Below are 17617 nucleotides of genomic sequence, written 5' to 3'. Positions count from 1 at the left end.
GTCGTCGGCATGGACGACGCCCGTGCAGCCCTGACCGACGAACGGCGGCGCAACGAGCGGCTGCTCGCCGACGTCGAGCGCAGCATGCGGGACGTCAGCGACGCCCGGCAGGACGCCAACTCCGACGACGAGCACGACCCCGAGGGTGCGACGCTGGCCTGGGAGCGCGGCTCGCTCGGCGCGGTTCGCAACGCGGCCCGCGACCGGATCCGGATGGTCGACGCCGCGCTCGCGCGGCTCGACGCCGGGACGTACGGCCGGTGCGCGGTCGGCGGCGAGCCGATCCCGGAGGCCCGTCTGGCCGCGGTCCCGTGGGCCGCGACGTGCGTCGCGCACGCGTGACGCGCCTCCCGGCCCGGAGCCGACGGTGCGGCGGACGGGAGGCGGCGCTCGCCACCGTCGGAGCGCCCACGTCGCGTGGACCGGTTCCGCCGCCGTTTCCCAGCCGCGCGTCCTAGGTTGCCGCCATGGACGACACCCACGAGCGACCCGACGCGGTCGTGCGTGCCGACACCACGGCTCCCGAGACCGATGCCGACGACCGGCACCGCCGCTTCCGGTGGTTCCGTCGCCTGCGCGCGTGGATCCACGCACGGCCGGGGTGGCACCTCTTCTACAAGGTGCTGGTCGGGATCGTCGGCGGACTCGTCGTGGTGATCGGGCTCGTCCTCGTGCCGCTGCCCGGGCCGGGGTGGCTCGTGGTGTTCATCGGTCTGACGATCCTGGCGAGCGAGTTCCACTTCTTCCACCGGATCATCACGTGGCTGCGCGCGCAGCTGCACCGCTTCTGGGACTGGGCGAAGGCGCACGGCCCCCAGTGGCTGCGACGCGTCGCCGACCGGGGCAAGGCCGACGTCGACGCCGCGCACGCCGACGCGCACCGGAGCACCGGGGTCCGTGCCCGTCCCCGCCCGAAGCAGGCGCGTCCGGGGCACTGACCCGACGATGCGCGCCGCGTGCGGGGGCGTGCGGTCCTCGGGTGACTAGTCCGCGGGCGTCGCGCTGACGCGGACCGAGCCCGTCGCCGTGCGCTCGACCACCTCGGCGGCACGCTCCTCGCTCGACGCGGCCTCGCGCGAGGTCAGCTGCAGCACGAGGGCGACCGCGGCGGCGAGGACGATGAAGCCGCCGTACCCGGCGATCACCGGGACGAGGCCCACCCTCGGTTCGAGCAGTCCGCCCACGACCGCGGGGACGCCGAAGGCCAGGTAGCTCACGACGTACACCGTCGAGAGCAGTCCGGCGCGGTGCGTCGGAGCCGCCGTGGCGAGGAGCATGCGCAGGGGCGCCTGGAACCCGGCACCGAAGCCGACCCCGGCGACCGCGCTCCCGACGACGACGCCGGGCAGGGCGTGCGCGACGAGGAAACCGACCGTGACGACGGGGCCGAGCACGAGGGCGACGAGCCCGAGCAGCACCGCGCGGCGGGTGTCCATGCGCTGGATCGACAGGCCGGTCAGCGCGCCGACGCCCGTGACGACGGCGATGAGCGCGCCGGCGGCGAAGTGGTTGGTGATGCCGAAGACCTGGCCGAGGGCCGAGGGGACCAGCGACAGGAAGAGCCCGCCGAGCGCCCAGCTCGCGACGAGGGAGCCCGCGACGCTGCGGAAGAGCCGTCGCGAGGACCGCGGCACGCTCACCGTCGGGCGGAGGGAGCGGAGCGCACCGGGGCGCTTCGGTGCACGCTCGGGGACGACGACCAGCGCGAGGACGAGCAGCAGGAGCAGGGCGCCGAAGACGACGTACACGAGCTGCTCCGGTGCCGGGCCCCACTCGACGAGCGCGCCGCTCGCGACCGCTCCGGTGGCGAGGGCGATCGGCGGGACGGCGCCGTTGAGGACCCCGGCGAGCGAGGGGTGGCGGTCGAGCGAGTGGTCGAGCAGTGCTGCGCCGAGGGCACCCATGAGCAGGCCGACCGAGGCGCCCTGGACGATGCGGTCCACGATGAGCGCTCCGACGCCGTCGGCGATGGCGAACAGGCCGAGCGACAGGGTCACGCCGAGGCCGCCGACGACGAGCACGGGCTTCCGGCCGACGTGGTCCGACAGGCGGCCGGCGACGAGCAGGCTCGTCAGGAGGCCGGCGACGTACACGGCGAACACGCCCGTGAGGACGAGCGGGCTGAGGTGCCACTCGGCGGCGTACACGGGGTAGATCGGGGACGGGACCGCCGAGGACGCCACGGCGGCGAGCAGCATCGCTGCGAGGATCCAGAAGCCGGCGACGGAGCGGGCGGACTGCTGCACGGGGCACCCCTTCCTGGCGGACGGCATGCCCACCTGTTCGACTGCATTCGTACTGCACTTCGACTGTACGACGCAAGTCGTACTGCGAGTGCGACGGTGCTACCGTCGGTGCCATGCCCACTGCGCCCGTGGACCCCGTCGGTCCGGCCGAACGCCTGCCGCAGCCGACCGCCGCCGAGATGGAGCTGCCCGTCGTGCTCGACGCGCTGAGCGACCCGATCCGGTTGGCGATCCTGCACCGCTACCTGGTCGATGCCGCGGGCGGGGTGCGCAGCTGCGGGTGGGTCGGGGTCGACCGGCCGAAGTCCACGCTCACCCACCACTTCCGGGTCCTGCGCGAGGCGGGACTGCTCGAGCAGCACCAGGAGGGCCTGACCCGGTCGAGCCGCGTCCGCGTCGAGGACGTGCAGCAGCGGTTCCCCGGGCTGCTCGACCTGGTGGCCGGATGGCAGGTGCCGTCGGCGATCATGCGCGAGGAGGTCCCCGCGTGACCACGGCACCCCGCACGCCCGCGGCGCACGAGCTGCCGACGATCACGACCGATCCCGCGGTGACCACGGCGCTCGCCGCGGACCTCGACGCGGCCGGCTTCACCGTCGAGCGCATCGACGCGCTCTGGGGGGCCGAGGCCGCCGCGTCGCTGCACCGCGGCTCGCGGGTCGCCGCGCTGCGGGCGCTCGCCGCGCGGGAGACCACGCCGCTGACGACCCTCGCGACGCTCTTCGTGCTCGGGCTCCCGGTCGATCGCGCCGACGCCGAGCGGGCCCTCCCCGCCGCGGGACTCGACGGGGTGCTCGCCGCGGGGTTGCTGCGGATCGACGACGACACCGATGACGCCGGTGCTCCCGACGTCGACCACGTGCGGGTGCACCCCGCGGTCGACCTGCGCCCGTACGCCTTCGTCGACGACCTCGGTGCCGGCAGCTGGTGGATCGTCTCGGACCTCGGCGAGCTCGCGCTCGGGACCGCCCTCGGCGAGGAGCACGTGCTGGGCATCGGCGGTGCGACCACGACGCTGTCGGGTCTGCAGATCCCCGTGCCCGTCCGGCGGGTGCTCGACCTCGGCACGGGCTGCGGGATCCAGGCCATGCACGCCCGGCGCTTCGCCGAGCAGGTCGTCGCCACCGACATCTCGCGCCGCGCACTCGACATCGCCCGGTTCAACGCCCACCTGAACGGCATCGACGGCATCGAGTTCCGGCTCGGATCGCTGTACGAGCCGGTGGCGGGGGAGCGGTTCGACCGGATCGTCTCCAACCCGCCGTTCGTGATCACCCCGCGGCGCGACGACGTGCCCTCGTACGAGTACCGCGACGGCGGGATGGTCGGCGACGCGCTCGTCGAGACCGTGCTGCGCGGGTTGGCCGACCACCTCGAGCCCGGCGGGACCGCGCAGCTGCTCGGCAACTGGGAGTACCACTGGGGCGTCGACGGGCTGGACCGGGTCCGCTCGTGGTTCGCGGACGGCGCGCTGGACGCCTGGGTCGTCGAACGGGAGCGCGAGGACCCGCCGGCCTACGCCGAGACGTGGATCCGCGACGGCGGGACGAAGCCCGGCACGGCAGCGTTCGACACCCTGGTCGGCGCCTGGCTCGACGACTTCACCGCGCGTCGCGTGACCGGGGTCGGCTTCGGGTACGTCGTGGTGCGGCGGCCCGGTCGTGCCGGCCAGGGGCAGCCGGGAGGCGCGGCGCACCTCCGGCGCTTCGAACGCGTCCCCGAAGCGCTCGGCTCCAACCCCGCGGGGCTCGGTGCGACGGTCGCGCGGGTGCTCGACGCCGCCGAGTGGCTCGCGGCCCAGGACGACGCCGCCCTCGCGGCCGCGCACCTCCGGGTCGCGGGCGACGTCACCGAGGAGCGGCACTACTGGCCCGGGAACGACGACCCGACGGTGATCACCCTCGTGCAGGGCGGCGGCTTCGGTCGGCGCGTGGACGCGGACACGGCGCTCGCCGCGTTCGTGGGCGCGTGCGACGGGGAGCTCTCGGTCGCGGCGATCACGGGTGCCATCGCGCAGATCACCGGCGTCGACGAGGCCGCACTGTCAGCCGACCTGCTGCCCCGGGTGCGGGACCTGGTGCTGGACGGCCTGCTGCTCGCACCGACGTCCTGAGGCCGCCCCGCACCTCCCCTCCGGTCAGCTCGAGCGGTGGTTGCGCCACGTGTGCTCGGGGGCGTAGCCGAGGAGCTCGCGGGCCTTCTCGCTCGACAGGAGCGAGCTCGTGCCGTCGATGTCCGTGCGGCGCTCGATGTCCGGCACGAAGCGCTCGACGAGCTCGATGGTCGGGGTGTCCATCACGGTGTCGGGGCTCGCGATGACGAACGCCTCGAACCCGGTGAGCTCGGCCTCGAGTGACTTGCGCACCGCCTGCGCGCCGTCGCGGGAGTCGATGTAGGACCAGAGGTTGAACGTCTTGGCCTCGGGCGAGGCATCCCACGGGAACGACGGGTAGTCGGTCTCGTCCATCACGTTGGAGAAGCGCAGCCCGATCATCTTCAGCTCCGGGTCCCAGTGCGTGAAGTGGCGGGCCATCTCCTCCTCGACGGCCTTGCCCAGCGAGTACGACGACTGCGGGCGGACGGCGAACTCCTCGTCGACGGGCAGGTAGGGCGGGTGGTGCTCGCCCATCGGGATGCCGAGCAGGGTCTCGCTCGACGCCCACACGACGTTCTTGATCCGTGCGACGCGGGCGGCGTGGAACACGTTGATCGACGCGGTGACGTTGTTCGTGATGAGGGCGACGTCGGGCACCTGGCCGGGGGCGGGCACGGCGGCGAGGTGCACCACGGCGTCGACGCGGTCGTAGCGGTCGTCGATGCCGGTCAGCGCACCGAGCACCTGGCCGTAGTCGCTGAGGTCGATGCGGACGAAGGGCACCCGTTCCGGCTTGTCGGGGGAGGGCACCCGGTCGAGCAGGACCACGTCGTACCCGTGCTCGTCGAGGTCGCGGACGACCGCCCGTCCGAGCTTGCCGCTGCCTCCGGTCACCACAACACGCGTCATCGCGTCACTCCACATCGTCGTCGGACGGCCTGGTCGGCCCGGGTCCATCCTGCCGCGCGGCAGCGACGCGGGACCAGGCACTGGCGGTACCTGTCCGGGCGGCGCAGCCCGCCGTGGCGGGGATCAGGCCGAGGTGGGTGCGACGGACTGCGCGACCGCCAGGCGTGCCACGAGCTCGACGTGGTCGGCCATGTCGCGCGACGGGTCGTACAGCCACTGGATCTGCATGCCGTCCGAGATCGCGAGCAGGACGCTCGCGAGCTGCTCGGCGTCGACGTCCGACCGCAGTCGGCCGTCTTCCTGCATGGCGCGGAAGTCGCGGGCGAAGTCGCCGCGGCTGCGCTCGTAGCGCTCGCGGAAGTACTCGTGCGCCGGGTGCTCGGGGTCCGTCGCGGCGGCGGCGGACAGGTTGACGAACATCTGCACGAGCCCGGGGACCTCGGTGTTGTGCCGGACGATGGCCGCGAGGAACGCGCCGGGGTCGCCCGCTGCGATGCCCCAGTCCTGGGCGAGGTCGACCTCGTCGCGGCGACGGAGGACCTCGACCCAGAGGTCGTCCTTCGAGTCGAAGTAGTGCAGGAGCCCGGCCTGGGTGAGCCCGACCGCGTCCGCGATGTCCTTGATGCTCGTCCGGCGGAAGCCCTGCTGGGCGACGAGGTCGAGCGCGACCGTGAGGATCTCCTCGCGCTTCGCGATGCCCTTCGCGTACGAACCCCGTCGTGCCATGGCGCGAGCGTACCGCCCCTGCCGAGCCGCAAAAAACCTACTCCTGATAGGTTTTGGTGCTACGCTGGGCGCAGCCGCCGACGAAGGCGCGCGGAGGTCATGCCCCGGCGCCCGTCGCACAACGAAGGGACCGACCATCGTGACCACCGTGGACGAGACGACCCGCGCCTCCAGTCCGTCGCCGCTGACCGAGCGCATCGACGCGCTCCTCGGACAGCTGACGACCGAGGAGAAGGTCCAGCTGCTGACCGGGCGTGACTTCTGGACGACCTGGCCGATCGAGAAGATCGGGCTGCGCCGCATCCTGATGTCCGACGGGCCGTCCGGCGTCCGCGGCGAGGTGTGGGACGAGCGCGACCCGTCACTCAACCTGCCGTCCGCCACCGCCCTCTCGGCGAGCTGGGACCGGGCGATCGCGAAGCGCTACGGTGCCGCGGCTGCGGTCGAGGCCCGTCGCAAGGGAGTCGACGTCGTCCTCGGCCCGACCATCAACCTGCACCGTTCGCCCCTCGGCGGCCGCCACTTCGAGGCCTTCAGCGAGGACCCGCTGCTGACCGGCGACCTCGCCGCGTCGTACGTCGACGGCGTGCAGGAGAACGGTGTCGCCGCGACGCCGAAGCACTACATCGCGAACGACTACGAGACCGACCGCTTCACCGCGTCGACCGAGGTGTCGGACCGCGCCCTCCGCGAGCTGTACCTGCTCGCGTTCGAGAAGGCCGTCACCGAGGCGCACGCCTGGGCGGTCATGTCCTCCTACAACGCGATCAACGGCGTCACGGCGTCGGAGAACGATCTGCTCGAGACGCCCCTCAACTCGGAGTGGGGGTTCGACGGCATCGTCGTCTCCGACTGGACCGGTGTCCGCTCGGTGGACTCGGCGAAGGCGTCGCAGGACGTCGCGATGCCCGGACCGAACCCCTGGTGGAGTGAGGGACCGCTGCTGGCGGCCGTGCAGTCCGGCGACGTGCCGATGGACGCGATCGACCGCAAGGTCCGCCGCATCCTCACCCTGGCGGCGCGCGTCGGGGCGCTCGAGGGCTTCGAGCCCGTCGCCGCGCAGCCGGTGCACGTCGAGGACGGCGTCGCGTTCGTCCGCGAGGCCGAGGCAGAGGGCACCGTCCTCGTCCGCAACACCGGCGTGCTGCCGCTCGACGCCGCTGCGGTGTCGCGGATCGCGCTCGTCGGGCACAACGCCGACCAGGCCCGCACGCAGGGTGGCGGCTCGGCGACGGTGGTGCCCGAGCACGTCGTCACGCCGATCGAGGGCATCCGCGCCGCGTTCCCGGGTGCGACCGTGGAGTACGCCATCGGTGCTGTCGTGCAGGAGGGCATCGCCGAGTTCCCGCTGTCGACCATCACCAATCCGTCGACCGGGGAGCCCGGTGCCCGCGTCGCGTTCGTGAAGGACGGCGAGGAGCTGTACGTCGAGGACCGCCGTGCGACCGCGCTGTTCTGGTTCGGCGGTGACGCCCCGACGCGCGAGGCCGATCGGCTCGACATCACGACGACCTACACGGCGCAGGAGACGGGCACCGTCCGCATCGGCGTCGGTGCCGCCGGACACTCCCGCCTGTGGGTCGACGGCGAGCTCGTGCTCGACGAGACCGTGCGGGTCGAGGGCGACCAGCTCGGTGCCGCGTTCCTCAACCCGCCGGCTCGCTCGGTACCCGTCGAGGTGACCGAGGGCCAGCAGGTCGCGATCCGCATCGAGTACGACGTCGTGCAGGACGACGCGCTCGGCGGTGTGCTCGCCTACCAGTTCGGCACCGAGCCGAGCGACGCCGACCCGGCAGCGCTGATCGACGCCGCGGTCGCGACCGCACGCGACGCCGACGTGGCGATCGTCGTCGTCGGGACGAACAGCAAGGTGGAGTCCGAGGGGTACGACCGCTCGACGCTCGCGCTGCCGGGGCACCAGGACGACCTGGTCCGTGCCGTCGCCGCGGCGAACCCGAACACGGTCGTGGTGGTCAACTCCGGCTCGCCGGTCGAGATGCCGTGGCGGGAGGACGTCGCAGCGGTGCTGCTGACCTGGTTCGGCGGCCAGGAGTACGGCAACGCCCTGGCCGACGTGCTCACCGGTGCGGCGGAGCCGGGCGGGCGCCTGCCCACCACCTGGCCGGCCGCGCTCGAGGACGTGCCCGTCGCGAACGTCACCCCGGTCGACGGGCAGGTCGCGTACGACGAGGGCGTGCACGTCGGCTACCGGGCCTGGCTCCGCGCCGGCACCGAGCCCGCCTACCCGTTCGGGCACGGCCTGGGCTACACGACCTGGACGATCGACGGTGTCTCGGCATCGCCGACCGTCACCGAGGGGGACGCGGTGATCGTCACCGCGACCGTCGCGAACACCGGCGACCGCGCCGGCAAGCACGTCGTGCAGGTCTACGCCTCGCGCGCCGAGTCGGCCGTCGACCGTCCGGTGCGCTGGCTCGTGGGGTTCGCTCCCGTGCGCCTCGGGGCGGGGGAGTCGACCGAGGTCTCGATCGAGGTGCCGGCCCGTGCCTTCGCGCACTGGGACGGTGCCTGGCGCTACGAGCCCGGGACGTTCGAGCTGCACGTCGGTGCGTCGGTCGCCGACATCGCCGGTGCGGCGTCCCTCGAACTGGAGTGATCCGATTTCCGCGCTGGCGCAGGTCCATTCAGTAGCATGAACCCTGCGTCCGGCGGCTGGTTACCGTCGACGCGCGCACCGTCGAGGGATCGTCGTGCGAGTGAAGCGGCCTCCTGATCCGGTCGTGGATCCCCTTCGGTCCTGGTGCGTCCAGAATGCGTCCCCGCGTCCGCGCGGGGGCGCATTCGTCGTTCCGGGCCGTCGCCGCTCCCGGTCCTGAGCCGGATCGTTCCGCTGGCACGAGCGCCCCGGTACGTCGCTCATCCGGAACACGCACCTCAGTGAACATCGGTCACGTTCGGTGACGTGCCGGTGATGACAAACCGTTCAGGAAGTGAAAGAGTGAGCCGCGCCATCCCGTGCGGATCAGGGACGGGATGGTCATCCGGCCGGGGGCTCCGGGTCCTCACCACCCCTGCGGCCCCCGGCCGGGTGCCTGCTCCCCGGCGCCTGTTCCCGGGCGCCTGTTCCCAGGCGCCGGTTCCCGGGTGGCGGGAGCATCAGCGCAGGCGCGGCGCGATCTCCTCGGCCACGATCCGCAGGAGCCGCTCGTGCGCCGCGGCGTCCCCGTTCGCCGGCAGGGTGATCACCAGCTCGTCGGTCGCCTGCACCGCAGGGTCGGCCGCCAGCGCGTCGACGATCTCGTCGATGCCGCCCGACAGCACCTTGCTGAACCGGAAGGGCGGACCGCTCAGGGGACGCCCCTCGTCGTCCATCCCGCTCGCGTACCCCGTGAGGAACTCGTCGTGGACCTGCCGGTCGTGGTCGTCGAGCAGCGGGACGACGATCCGGCCGACCGCGACCCGGGCCACGCGGTGCGGGTGCAGCTCGGCGAACCGCTCCCGGTACGCCGCGATCTGGTCGGCCTGCGCCTCGGCGAACGGTGCGCCGGTGTCCTCGGTGTTCAACGTCGAGCAGTGGAGCAGCAGGCCCTTCTCGGCGGTGCGGACCGCCGTGCCCAGGCTGCCGCCGCCCCACCACACGCGGTCCCGCAGCCCCTGCGAGAGCGGTTGCAGCGCCAGGTCCGCGCCGGCCGGGATGCTCTCGTAGCCCTTCCCGGCGGTGCCGAGCGGTTCGCCCTGCAGGACCTCGAGCAGACGCGCCGCGCGGGCTTCGGCCTCGTCGCGGAAGCTGCGCTCGGAGGTGCCGAAGACCGGGTCGAGGATCGGGCCGTACCCGGCGATCCCGGTGCTGATCCCGAGCTGGACCCGTCCGCCGCTGAGCAGGTCGACCGTGCTGGCGTCCTCGGCGAGCCGCACCGGGTCCTCGTAGCGCATGCCGAGGACGGCGGTGCCGAAGCCGATGGTGCTCGTGCGCTGGGCGGCCGCCGCGAAGAACGTCATGGGGCTCGTGAGGAACGGTTCGAAGTGCCGGCCACGCACCCAGCCCGTCCCGTAGCCGAGCGACTCGGCCGTCTCGAAGAGCCGCAGCCCGTCCTCCAGGGCAGCCGCCGCACCTGCGGTGCCGCCGTGGTTGGGGACGAAGGAGAGGAAGCCGAGTTCGCGCACGGTGCAATTCTATGCGCGCGCATTGATTTCCGACAGGTGCCGGACGGGAGGCGCGGCTCGTCCCCGTCCTGTGACCTGCGGTCGGTGCGCGCGGACGCCGGGTGTGTGGCGGAGCGGCCCCGTGCCTCCCGTCCGTCGCTGGTCCGTCTGCCGGTCACCGGCCACCTGGGAGGATGGACCCATGACCGACGTCACCACCACCCCGCCGCTCCTCGCCGCCCTGCCCGCGGCGGTCGACGGCGTCGTCGACCCCGACGCGGTCTACCAGGCGTTCGCCGACTGGGCCGGAGCGGGCGGGCGGCCGCTCTACCCGGCGCAGGACGAAGCGCTCATCGAACTCGTCTCCGGCGCCAACGTCGTCCTCAGCACGCCGACGGGCACCGGCAAGTCGCTCGTCGCCGCCGGGGCGCACTTCGCGGCGCTCGCCGAGGGCAAGCGCAGCTACTACACGGCACCGATCAAGGCGCTCGTCTCCGAGAAGTTCTTCCAGCTCGTCGACCTGTTCGGCGCGCACAACGTCGGCATGGTGACCGGTGACTCGAGCGTCAACGCCGACGCCCCGATCATCTGCTGCACGGCGGAGATCCTCGCGAACACCGCGCTCCGCCAGGGTCCCGACGCCGAGGTCGACGTCGTCGTGATGGACGAGTTCCACTTCTACGGTGACCCCGACCGCGGGTGGGCGTGGCAGGTGCCGCTCCTCGTGCTCGAGCGTGCGCAGTTCCTGCTCATGTCGGCGACGCTCGGAGACGTCACCACCATCGCCGACGACCTGTCGCGCCGGACCGGTCGCCCGACCGCCCGCGTCACCGGCGTCTCGCGGCCCGTGCCGCTGTCGTACGAGTACGTGCTGACGCCCGTGCAGGAGACCGTCGAACGGCTGCTCGAGGAGGGCAAGGCACCGATCTACATCGTGCACTTCGCCCAGGCCGCGGCGCTCGAGCGGGCGCAGGCGCTCATGTCCGTGAAGGTGGCGTCGCGCGAACGCCGGGACGAGATCGCCGAGGCGATCGCCGGGTTCCGGTTCAGTGCCGGGTTCGGGCAGACCCTCTCGCGCCTGATCCGGGCCGGCATCGGCGTGCACCACGCCGGCATGCTCCCGAAGTACCGACGGCTCGTCGAACAGCTCGCGCAGCGCGGACTCCTGCCGGTGATCTGCGGTACCGACACCCTCGGCGTGGGCATCAACGTCCCCATCCGGTCCGTGCTGCTCACCGGCCTGACGAAGTTCGACGGCTCGCGCATGCGGCAGCTGTCCGCCCGCGAGTTCCACCAGATCGCCGGCCGCGCCGGCCGCGCCGGGTACGACACCGAGGGTGACGTCGTCGCCGAGGCGCCCGAGCACGAGATCGAGAACGCGCGCGCCGTCGCCAAGGCCGGAGACGACCCGAAGAAGAAGAACAAGGTCAAGAAGAAGAAGGCGCCCGAGGGCTTCGTGTCCTGGGGGCCGGCGTCGTTCGACCGGCTCATCGCCGCGGAGCCCGAACCGATGGTGTCGCGGATGCGGATCACGCACGCGATGGTGCTCGCGGTCGTCGCCCGCGGGGGAGACGCCTTCGCCGACGTCCGGTCGCTCGTGTTCGAGAACCACGAGCCGCGCTCCCGGCAGCTCGCGATGGCCCGGCGCGCACTGTCGATCGCCCGCACGCTGATCAACGCCCGGGTGATCGAGAAGGTCGACGGGCAGTACCGGATGACCGTCGACCTGCCCGTGAACTTCGCGCTCAACCAGCCGCTGTCGCCGTTCGCGCTCGCCGCGTTCGAGCTGCTCGACCCGGAGTCGTCGACGTACGCGCTCGACATGGTGTCGATCGTCGAGGCGACCCTGGACGACCCGCGCGCGATCCTCGCGCAGCAGCAGTTCAAGGAGCGCGGCGAAGAGGTCGCCCGCATGAAGCGTGAGGGCATCGAGTACGAGGAGCGGATGGAGCTCCTCGAAGCGGTGACCTGGCCCAAGCCGCTCGATGAACTGCTGACGGCCGCCTACGAGGCCTACGCGGCCGAGCAGCCGTGGGTGCTCGACTTCACGCTCTCGCCCAAGTCCGTGGTGCGCGACATGTACGAGCGGGCGATGACCTTCGGTGACTTCGTGCGGTTCTACCAGCTGACCCGGTCCGAGGGACTCGTGCTCCGCTACCTGTCCGACGCCTACCGGACCATGCGGCAGACCATCTCCGAGGAGCAGCGGACGCCCGAGCTCGACGACCTGATCGAGTGGCTCGGCGAGGTCGTACGGCAGACCGACTCGTCGCTCGTCGACGAGTGGGAGGCGCTGGTCAACGGTGACGTGGCGCTCGCCGAGGCCGAGCACCAGGAGATCGCACCGCCGCAGCCCGCGCGGCTCACCGGCAACCCGCGCGCGTTCCGGGTGCTCGTGCGGAACGCGCTGTTCCAGCGGGTGCTGCTCGCTGCGGCCGACGATCCCGAGGGCCTCGGGATGCTCGACGCGACGAGCGGGTTCGACCGGTCGGCCTGGGACAACGTGCTCGAGGAGTACTACGAGGAGCACGACGCGATCGGGACCGACGGCGACGCCCGGTCCATGGAGTACCTGGTGCTCGACGAGAACGGTGCCGGGCGGACCTGGCGGGCACGGCAGATCTTCGCCGACCCCGAGGGCGACAAGGACTTCGGCTTCTCGGCCACCGTCGACCTCGACGCGTCGGACGAGGCCGGCGAGGCCGTCGTGCGGGTCACGGAGATCGGCCGGTTCGACGGGTGGTCCGAGGTGGACGTGGACTAGACGGCCCGCGGTACGCGGTCACGCGGAACGCGTCCGCCGCGGTCCGGGTACGTTCGACGCCAGCCCCGGACACCCGGGCCGGGGCACCCACGGAAGGACCCGTCATGCGCATCGGATCGAGCATCGCCCTGATCGTCATCGGTGCGATCGTCGCGTTCGCGGTCGACTTCCAGGTCGCGGGCATCGACCTGCGCCTGATCGGCTACATCCTGATGGCGGCCGGCGTCGTCCTGCTCATCATCAGCCTGGCGGTCGGGTTCGGCGGCCGTCGGACCACGACCACCACCCGGTCGGGCGTCGACCCGGCATCGGGGGAGCAGATCACGCGGCAAGACCGCCGCGACGGCACGTACTGAGCGGACGACGACGGGCCCGGGCGGTGTCACCGCCCGGGCCCGTCGTCGTCCAGCCCCGTCGTCGTCCAGCCCCGTCGTCGTCCAGCCCGTCAGAACAGGGTCGCGGGCGGTTCGAACTGCACCGGCTCCGGAGCGGGCGGGACGTCCGTGTCCGGCCAGCCCGGGCCGGACGGCACCTCGGTGCGGTTCTGGTAGGCGGTCGCGGCCCCGCGGGCGCGCACGTCGGCGGCTTCGTTCATCTCGTGACCGACGTGCCCGCGGACCCACTCGAACGTGACCTTCCGGCCCTGCAGCTCGGCGTCGAGCTCCTTGATGATCTCGACGTTCAGGACCGGCTTGCCGTCGGCCTTCCGCCAGCCCTTCCGCTTCCACCCGGCGAGCCACTCGGTGCACGCCTTGATCGCGTACTGGCTGTCGCACAGGATGTGCAGCGGCTCACCGGTGTGCTTCGTCGCGCGGAGCAGCTGCAGCACGGCCGTCAGTTCACCGATGTTGTTCGTCGCCCGCGGCCACCCGCCGGCGGCCCAGCGGTCGTCGTCGACGTACCAGGCCCAGCCGGCCGGTCCGGGGTTGCCGAGGGCGGAGCCGTCTGCGGCGGCGACGATGGTCACGATGTGGCCTCCTGGGTGGTGCGGGGTGCTGGTCGAGCGTAACGGACGCGCAGTACCACCGGACCTCAGCGGGAGGCCGGGTCCAGGTTGATCCAGGAGCCGGCGAGCACCCACCCCTTGCCGTCCGTCTGCATGCTGGGGTTGAGCCACCGCAGTTGGGACACGGTGATGCCGAAGCGCTCGGCGATCGTCGTCTGGTCGTCACCCTCGTTGACCCGGTAGGCGACCGGGGTGCCGGTCGTCCCGCGGAGCGTCTCGTCGTCGGCGTCGAACGCGTACCCGTACGCGCCCGGGCGAGCCGTGCCGAGCGTCACGTGCAGGTCGGGTTCGGGGTTCGGGATCGACCACGACAACTCGCCGATGGCCAGCGCCTTGTGGACCCACGGTCGGTTGCTGTCGTCGCCGTCGGACTGGTCCGGCACCAGCACGACCGTGTGGAGCCAGTCCGGGTACGGTCCGGCGTCCGCCAGGCTGACGGTCGCGGGCGGCTGCCCGTCGGCCGCCCAGCGGGTGTCGGCCACCGCTCGGGCGTCCCCGCCGTCGCCGTACTGCGCCGTGCGGCGGAACTGCACCCCCATCGGCTGCGGGTTCGTCGTCCGGTAGCCGGAGAGCTGCGCGTCGAACGTCCCGTGGTCGTTCGCGACGACGCGGACGTGGATCGACGTGTCACCGGACTTCGACACGGCGTCGGTCTCCGCGACCACCGTGCCCGGCGGGACCGCCTGCGGAGCCGTGACGGGCTGCGCGGTGGCGTCCGCGGCACCCGAACCGTCGACGGGCCCCGGCGTCGCGGTGGCGCTCGGCGCAGCGTGCCCGGTCGGCTTCGGCAGCGGGGCGTCGTCCCCGAACAGCGAGCAGCCCGTCAGCAGCAGCGTGCTCATCCCCACCAGCGCGACGACCGTCGCTCCCCGTGCCCTCGTCCGACCCATCGACGGCCCCCTTCGTCGGGACGACGGTACCCGAGCGGGAACCGGCTCACGGCCGTCGTGACCGAACCGGTACCAGGGGCCGCGGCCTACTGTGCGGGACATGAGCGACAGCATCCCCGACGTGCCCGGCCCCGACGAGTCCGACGACCGTGCCCGCAACGACGAACTCCGCGACGCCGCGCACAGTGACGACGTCGCCGGCGTGAGCGACCGCGAGCAGCGCGCCGCCGACACGTCCTACAGCCCGTCGAGCGAGCGGGAGACGGTCGCGTCCCAGACGCAGCAGCGTGACGACGCGGACCTGGAGGCAGACGGCATCGACCCGTCCCGGGTGGTCGCGGCTCCCGGCACCGGCGGTGCGGACGACGCCGGCGACGTCGAGCCGGAGCCCGGTGATCTGCACCTGCCGTGGCAGTCCGAGGAGGACCGGCGGGGCTGACCCCGTCGGTCGGATCAGGACACCGCGTCCGGGTGCGACCCCGTGCGCTGCCCGTTCTCGAGCCCGTCGATCGCCGTCAGGTCCTCGTCGGTCAGCACGAAGCCGTCGACGTCGATGTTCGACCGGATGCGTGCCGGCGTCACCGACTTCGGCAGGACGACGACCCCCTGCTGCACGTTCCACCGCACGAGCACCTGCGCGACGCTCACCCGGTGCGCATCCGCTATCCGCGTGAGCACCGGTTCGTCGACGAGCCGCCCGCGTCCGAGCGGCGACCACGCCTCGGTGACGATGCCGTGCTCCTCGTGGAACGCCAGCAGCTCGCGCTGCGGCAACCACGGGTGCCGTTCCACCTGGTTGACAGCGGGGACCTCGCCCGCCTCGTCGATCACCCGCTGCAGGTGCGGCACCTGGAAGTTCGAGACGCCGACGCTCCGTGCCCGCCCCTGCTCCCGCAGCTCGACGAGGGTCCGCCAGGTCTCGACGTACCGGTCGTTCGCCGCGGCCGGCCAGTGGATCAGGTACAGGTCGACGGCGTCGAGACCGAGCCGCTCGAGGCTCGCATCGAACGCCCGCAGGGTCGCGTCGCGCCCCTGGTGGTCGTTCCACACCTTCGTCGTCACGAACACGTCGTCGCGGTCCAGACGGGAGGCGCGGATCGCCTTCCCGACGCCGCGTTCGTTGCCGTACATCTCGGCGGTGTCGACGTGGCGGTACCCCGCATCGAGCGCTGTGCCGACGGCGGTCTCCGCCTCGGCGTCGTCGACCTTGTAGACGCCGAAGCCGACGGCGGGGATCGTCCGGCCGTCACGGAGGGGGAAGGAGGTGACCATGCACCCATCCTGCCCATCGAGGCAGGGGTGCGCCGCGCCTCCCGGCCGTCAGCTCGGGATCGTCACCGGCTCGGTGTCCGGCAGAGGGCTCGCATCACGGCCGCGCAGGTCGGGCAGCCACCGTCGCGTGAAGAGGGGGAGCAGCACGCCTGCGGCGGCCATCACCGCGCCGACGGTCATGCCGCCGGTCGGCCCGTTGGCGTCGATGAGGAAGCCCGCGACGGCGGACCCGCCCGCGGCGCCGATGAGCTGCCCGGTGCCCATCCAGCCGTACGCCTCGGCGGTGTCCGAGAACTTCACGGTCGCGGACACGGAGCCGAACATGACCGCGAGGGCCGGGGCGATGCCCGCGCCCGCGATCACGAGGGCGAGGCAGAGCCACCAGAAGTCGGTGCCACCGACCGCCAGCGCGAGACCGACGAAGACGATCGACATGCGGGCCCAGAGCGTGTTCTTCGAGATCGGTCGGTGGCCGAGTGCGAGACCGCCGGCGAGCGACCCGATGGCGAACACCGCGAGGACGATGCCGGCGTTCGGGCTGCCCTCGCCGAAGACGCTGGTGACGCTCGCTTCGACCGCCGAGCACGCGCCGATGAGCAGCAGGCCGGTCAGGGTCGCGACGATCACCGACGGACGCTTCAGCACGACGCCGAACGCACGCTTCGACCGGGGGATGCGCACGCGGCCGAGCTCGGGGGAGGCGATGAACCACACGCCGCCCACGACCAGGAAGACCATCGCGACGACGATCGCCTGGACCGTGCCGACCTGCGTCGCGACGAACGTGGTGATGACCGGGCCGGCGACCCAGATCAGTTCCTGTGCGCTGGCGTCGAGCGAGAACAGCGGGGTGAGCTGCGACGAGGTCACCATCTTCGGGTAGATCGTGCGCACCGCCGGCTGCACGGGCGGCACCGCCAGGCCGCCGAGGAACCCGACGACGACGTACCCCCACAGCGGCATCGTGGTGAACGCGATCACGACCATGCTCGCCAGGGCGACCGCGGTCGTGAGGATCAGGACGGGCCGCATGCCCCAGCTGCCCATCCACCGGCTCGTCAGCGGGCCGGCGATCGCCTGGCCGATGCTCGTCGTCGCGAGGACGAGCCCCGCGGCGCCGTAGGAGTGGAACACGTGCTCGACGTGCAGCAGGTAAGCGAGCGACAGCATGCCGAACGGGAAGCGTGCGGTGAGCTGCGCTGCGATGACGCGACCGACTCCGGGGGTCTTCAGCAGGGGTCCGTAGGCGCTCACGTGACGAGCGTACCGACCGGACGGATCGTGCCGTCACCCGTCCGGGGGTGCTGGGGACAGACCTGGTCGGACCGGTGCTCGGGCGCGACCTCTGCGACACGCCGACGCGCCGATTCCACACATGTGGATCGAGGCTGTCCACGGGTGTGGGGAAGTGTCGGTGGTCGGCCGCAGACTGGCGGAATCACGGGCCTCCCCGAGGTGTTCACATTGTGGAGGGGCTTGTGGAGAACTACACGGCTGTAACACTTCCTCTTGTGGTCGGTGCCGCAGCCAGCCACTAGATGTAGTGTGGAGCCATCGCAGCGGCCCCTCCCGGACTCGTCTGCGCACAGGCATCAGCACCACCCT

General features: G+C 72.3%; 16 protein-coding genes. 8 read left to right on the top strand and 8 right to left on the bottom strand.

The window, feature by feature from the left end; all coding sequences use genetic code 11:
- Positions 1-9: 9 nt before the first annotated feature.
- Both DEJ22_RS13305 and DEJ22_RS13300 read left to right on the top strand, forming a co-directional pair.
- A complete protein-coding gene (locus DEJ22_RS13305) occupies positions 10-342 on the top strand; it encodes a TraR/DksA family transcriptional regulator (protein ID WP_111228313.1) in 333 nt (110 codons plus the stop codon).
- A gap of 125 nt (positions 343-467) precedes the next feature.
- Complete coding sequence (locus DEJ22_RS13300; RefSeq protein ID WP_111228314.1) at positions 468-938, top strand: TIGR02611 family protein; 471 nt, start codon at positions 468-470, stop codon at positions 936-938.
- Positions 939-983: 45 nt separating this feature from the next.
- Here the strand turns inward: DEJ22_RS13300 and DEJ22_RS13295 are convergent, their stop codons facing one another.
- Positions 984-2246 carry an MFS transporter gene (locus DEJ22_RS13295; protein WP_111228315.1) on the bottom strand — a complete coding sequence of 421 codons (1263 nt, stop codon included), beginning with the start codon at positions 2244-2246 and terminating at the stop codon, positions 984-986.
- 113 nt (positions 2247-2359) lie between these two features.
- Here DEJ22_RS13295 and DEJ22_RS13290 point away from each other — a divergent pair, with 113 nt between their 5' ends.
- Positions 2360-2737, top strand: a complete 378-nt coding sequence (locus DEJ22_RS13290; protein WP_111228316.1) for an ArsR/SmtB family transcription factor — start codon at positions 2360-2362, stop codon at positions 2735-2737.
- Positions 2734-4359 (top strand): DUF7059 domain-containing protein, encoded by a 1626-nt coding sequence (locus DEJ22_RS13285; RefSeq protein ID WP_502861864.1) that lies wholly within the window; start codon positions 2734-2736, stop codon positions 4357-4359. The genes DEJ22_RS13290 and DEJ22_RS13285 overlap by 4 nt, the downstream gene beginning before the upstream one ends.
- Before the next feature lie 24 nt (positions 4360-4383).
- Here DEJ22_RS13285 and DEJ22_RS13280 read toward each other — a convergent pair whose 3' ends face one another.
- On the bottom strand, positions 4384-5250 hold the full coding sequence (locus DEJ22_RS13280) for an NAD-dependent epimerase/dehydratase family protein (RefSeq protein ID WP_181430983.1): 867 nt from the start codon (positions 5248-5250) through the stop codon (positions 4384-4386).
- A gap of 123 nt (positions 5251-5373) precedes the next feature.
- Positions 5374-5976, bottom strand: coding sequence for a TetR/AcrR family transcriptional regulator (locus DEJ22_RS13275; RefSeq protein ID WP_111228319.1), 603 nt, complete (start codon positions 5974-5976; stop codon positions 5374-5376).
- A 139-nt stretch (positions 5977-6115) separates the two neighbouring features.
- On the opposite strand from DEJ22_RS13275, the gene DEJ22_RS13270 reads away from it, so the two are divergent.
- On the top strand, positions 6116-8593 hold the full coding sequence (locus tag DEJ22_RS13270) for a beta-glucosidase (protein ID WP_111228320.1): 2478 nt from the start codon (positions 6116-6118) through the stop codon (positions 8591-8593).
- A 500-nt stretch (positions 8594-9093) separates the two neighbouring features.
- Here the strand turns inward: DEJ22_RS13270 and DEJ22_RS13265 are convergent, their stop codons facing one another.
- Positions 9094-10101, bottom strand: coding sequence for an LLM class flavin-dependent oxidoreductase (locus DEJ22_RS13265; protein WP_111228321.1), 1008 nt, complete (start codon positions 10099-10101; stop codon positions 9094-9096).
- A gap of 181 nt (positions 10102-10282) precedes the next feature.
- On the opposite strand from DEJ22_RS13265, the gene DEJ22_RS13260 reads away from it, so the two are divergent.
- Together DEJ22_RS13260 and DEJ22_RS13255 are read left to right on the top strand one after the other, a co-directional pair.
- Entirely contained in the window at positions 10283-12844 is a 2562-nt protein-coding gene (locus DEJ22_RS13260) for a DEAD/DEAH box helicase (protein ID WP_111228322.1), read from the top strand.
- Between the two features lie 104 nt (positions 12845-12948).
- Positions 12949-13200 (top strand): DUF6458 family protein, encoded by a 252-nt coding sequence (locus DEJ22_RS13255; RefSeq protein WP_111228323.1) that lies wholly within the window; start codon positions 12949-12951, stop codon positions 13198-13200.
- A gap of 89 nt (positions 13201-13289) precedes the next feature.
- On the opposite strand, the gene DEJ22_RS13250 is transcribed toward DEJ22_RS13255, so the two are convergent.
- A complete protein-coding gene (locus tag DEJ22_RS13250; RefSeq protein WP_111228324.1) occupies positions 13290-13811 on the bottom strand; it encodes a ribonuclease H family protein in 522 nt (173 codons plus the stop codon).
- A 65-nt stretch (positions 13812-13876) separates the two neighbouring features.
- The gene (locus DEJ22_RS13245) at positions 13877-14740 is read right to left on the bottom strand and encodes a LysM peptidoglycan-binding domain-containing protein (RefSeq protein ID WP_111228325.1); all 864 of its coding nucleotides are present in this window, start codon (positions 14738-14740) and stop codon (positions 13877-13879) included.
- A gap of 100 nt (positions 14741-14840) precedes the next feature.
- On the opposite strand from DEJ22_RS13245, the gene DEJ22_RS13240 reads away from it, so the two are divergent.
- Positions 14841-15179 carry a hypothetical protein gene (locus DEJ22_RS13240; protein WP_111228326.1) on the top strand — a complete coding sequence of 113 codons (339 nt, stop codon included), beginning with the start codon at positions 14841-14843 and terminating at the stop codon, positions 15177-15179.
- Between the two features lie 14 nt (positions 15180-15193).
- Here the strand turns inward: DEJ22_RS13240 and DEJ22_RS13235 are convergent, their stop codons facing one another.
- Both DEJ22_RS13235 and DEJ22_RS13230 read right to left on the bottom strand, forming a co-directional pair.
- Positions 15194-16012, bottom strand: a complete 819-nt coding sequence (locus tag DEJ22_RS13235) for an aldo/keto reductase (RefSeq protein ID WP_111228327.1) — start codon at positions 16010-16012, stop codon at positions 15194-15196.
- Between the two features lie 48 nt (positions 16013-16060).
- On the bottom strand, positions 16061-17266 hold the full coding sequence (locus DEJ22_RS13230; protein ID WP_111228328.1) for an MFS transporter: 1206 nt from the start codon (positions 17264-17266) through the stop codon (positions 16061-16063).
- Positions 17267-17617 lie beyond the last annotated feature (351 nt).

It is taken from the genome of Curtobacterium sp. MCSS17_007 (assembly GCF_003234175.2).
Classification (GTDB): domain Bacteria; phylum Actinomycetota; class Actinomycetes; order Actinomycetales; family Microbacteriaceae; genus Curtobacterium.
This window is presented reverse-complemented; position numbering and strand designations above follow the sequence as displayed.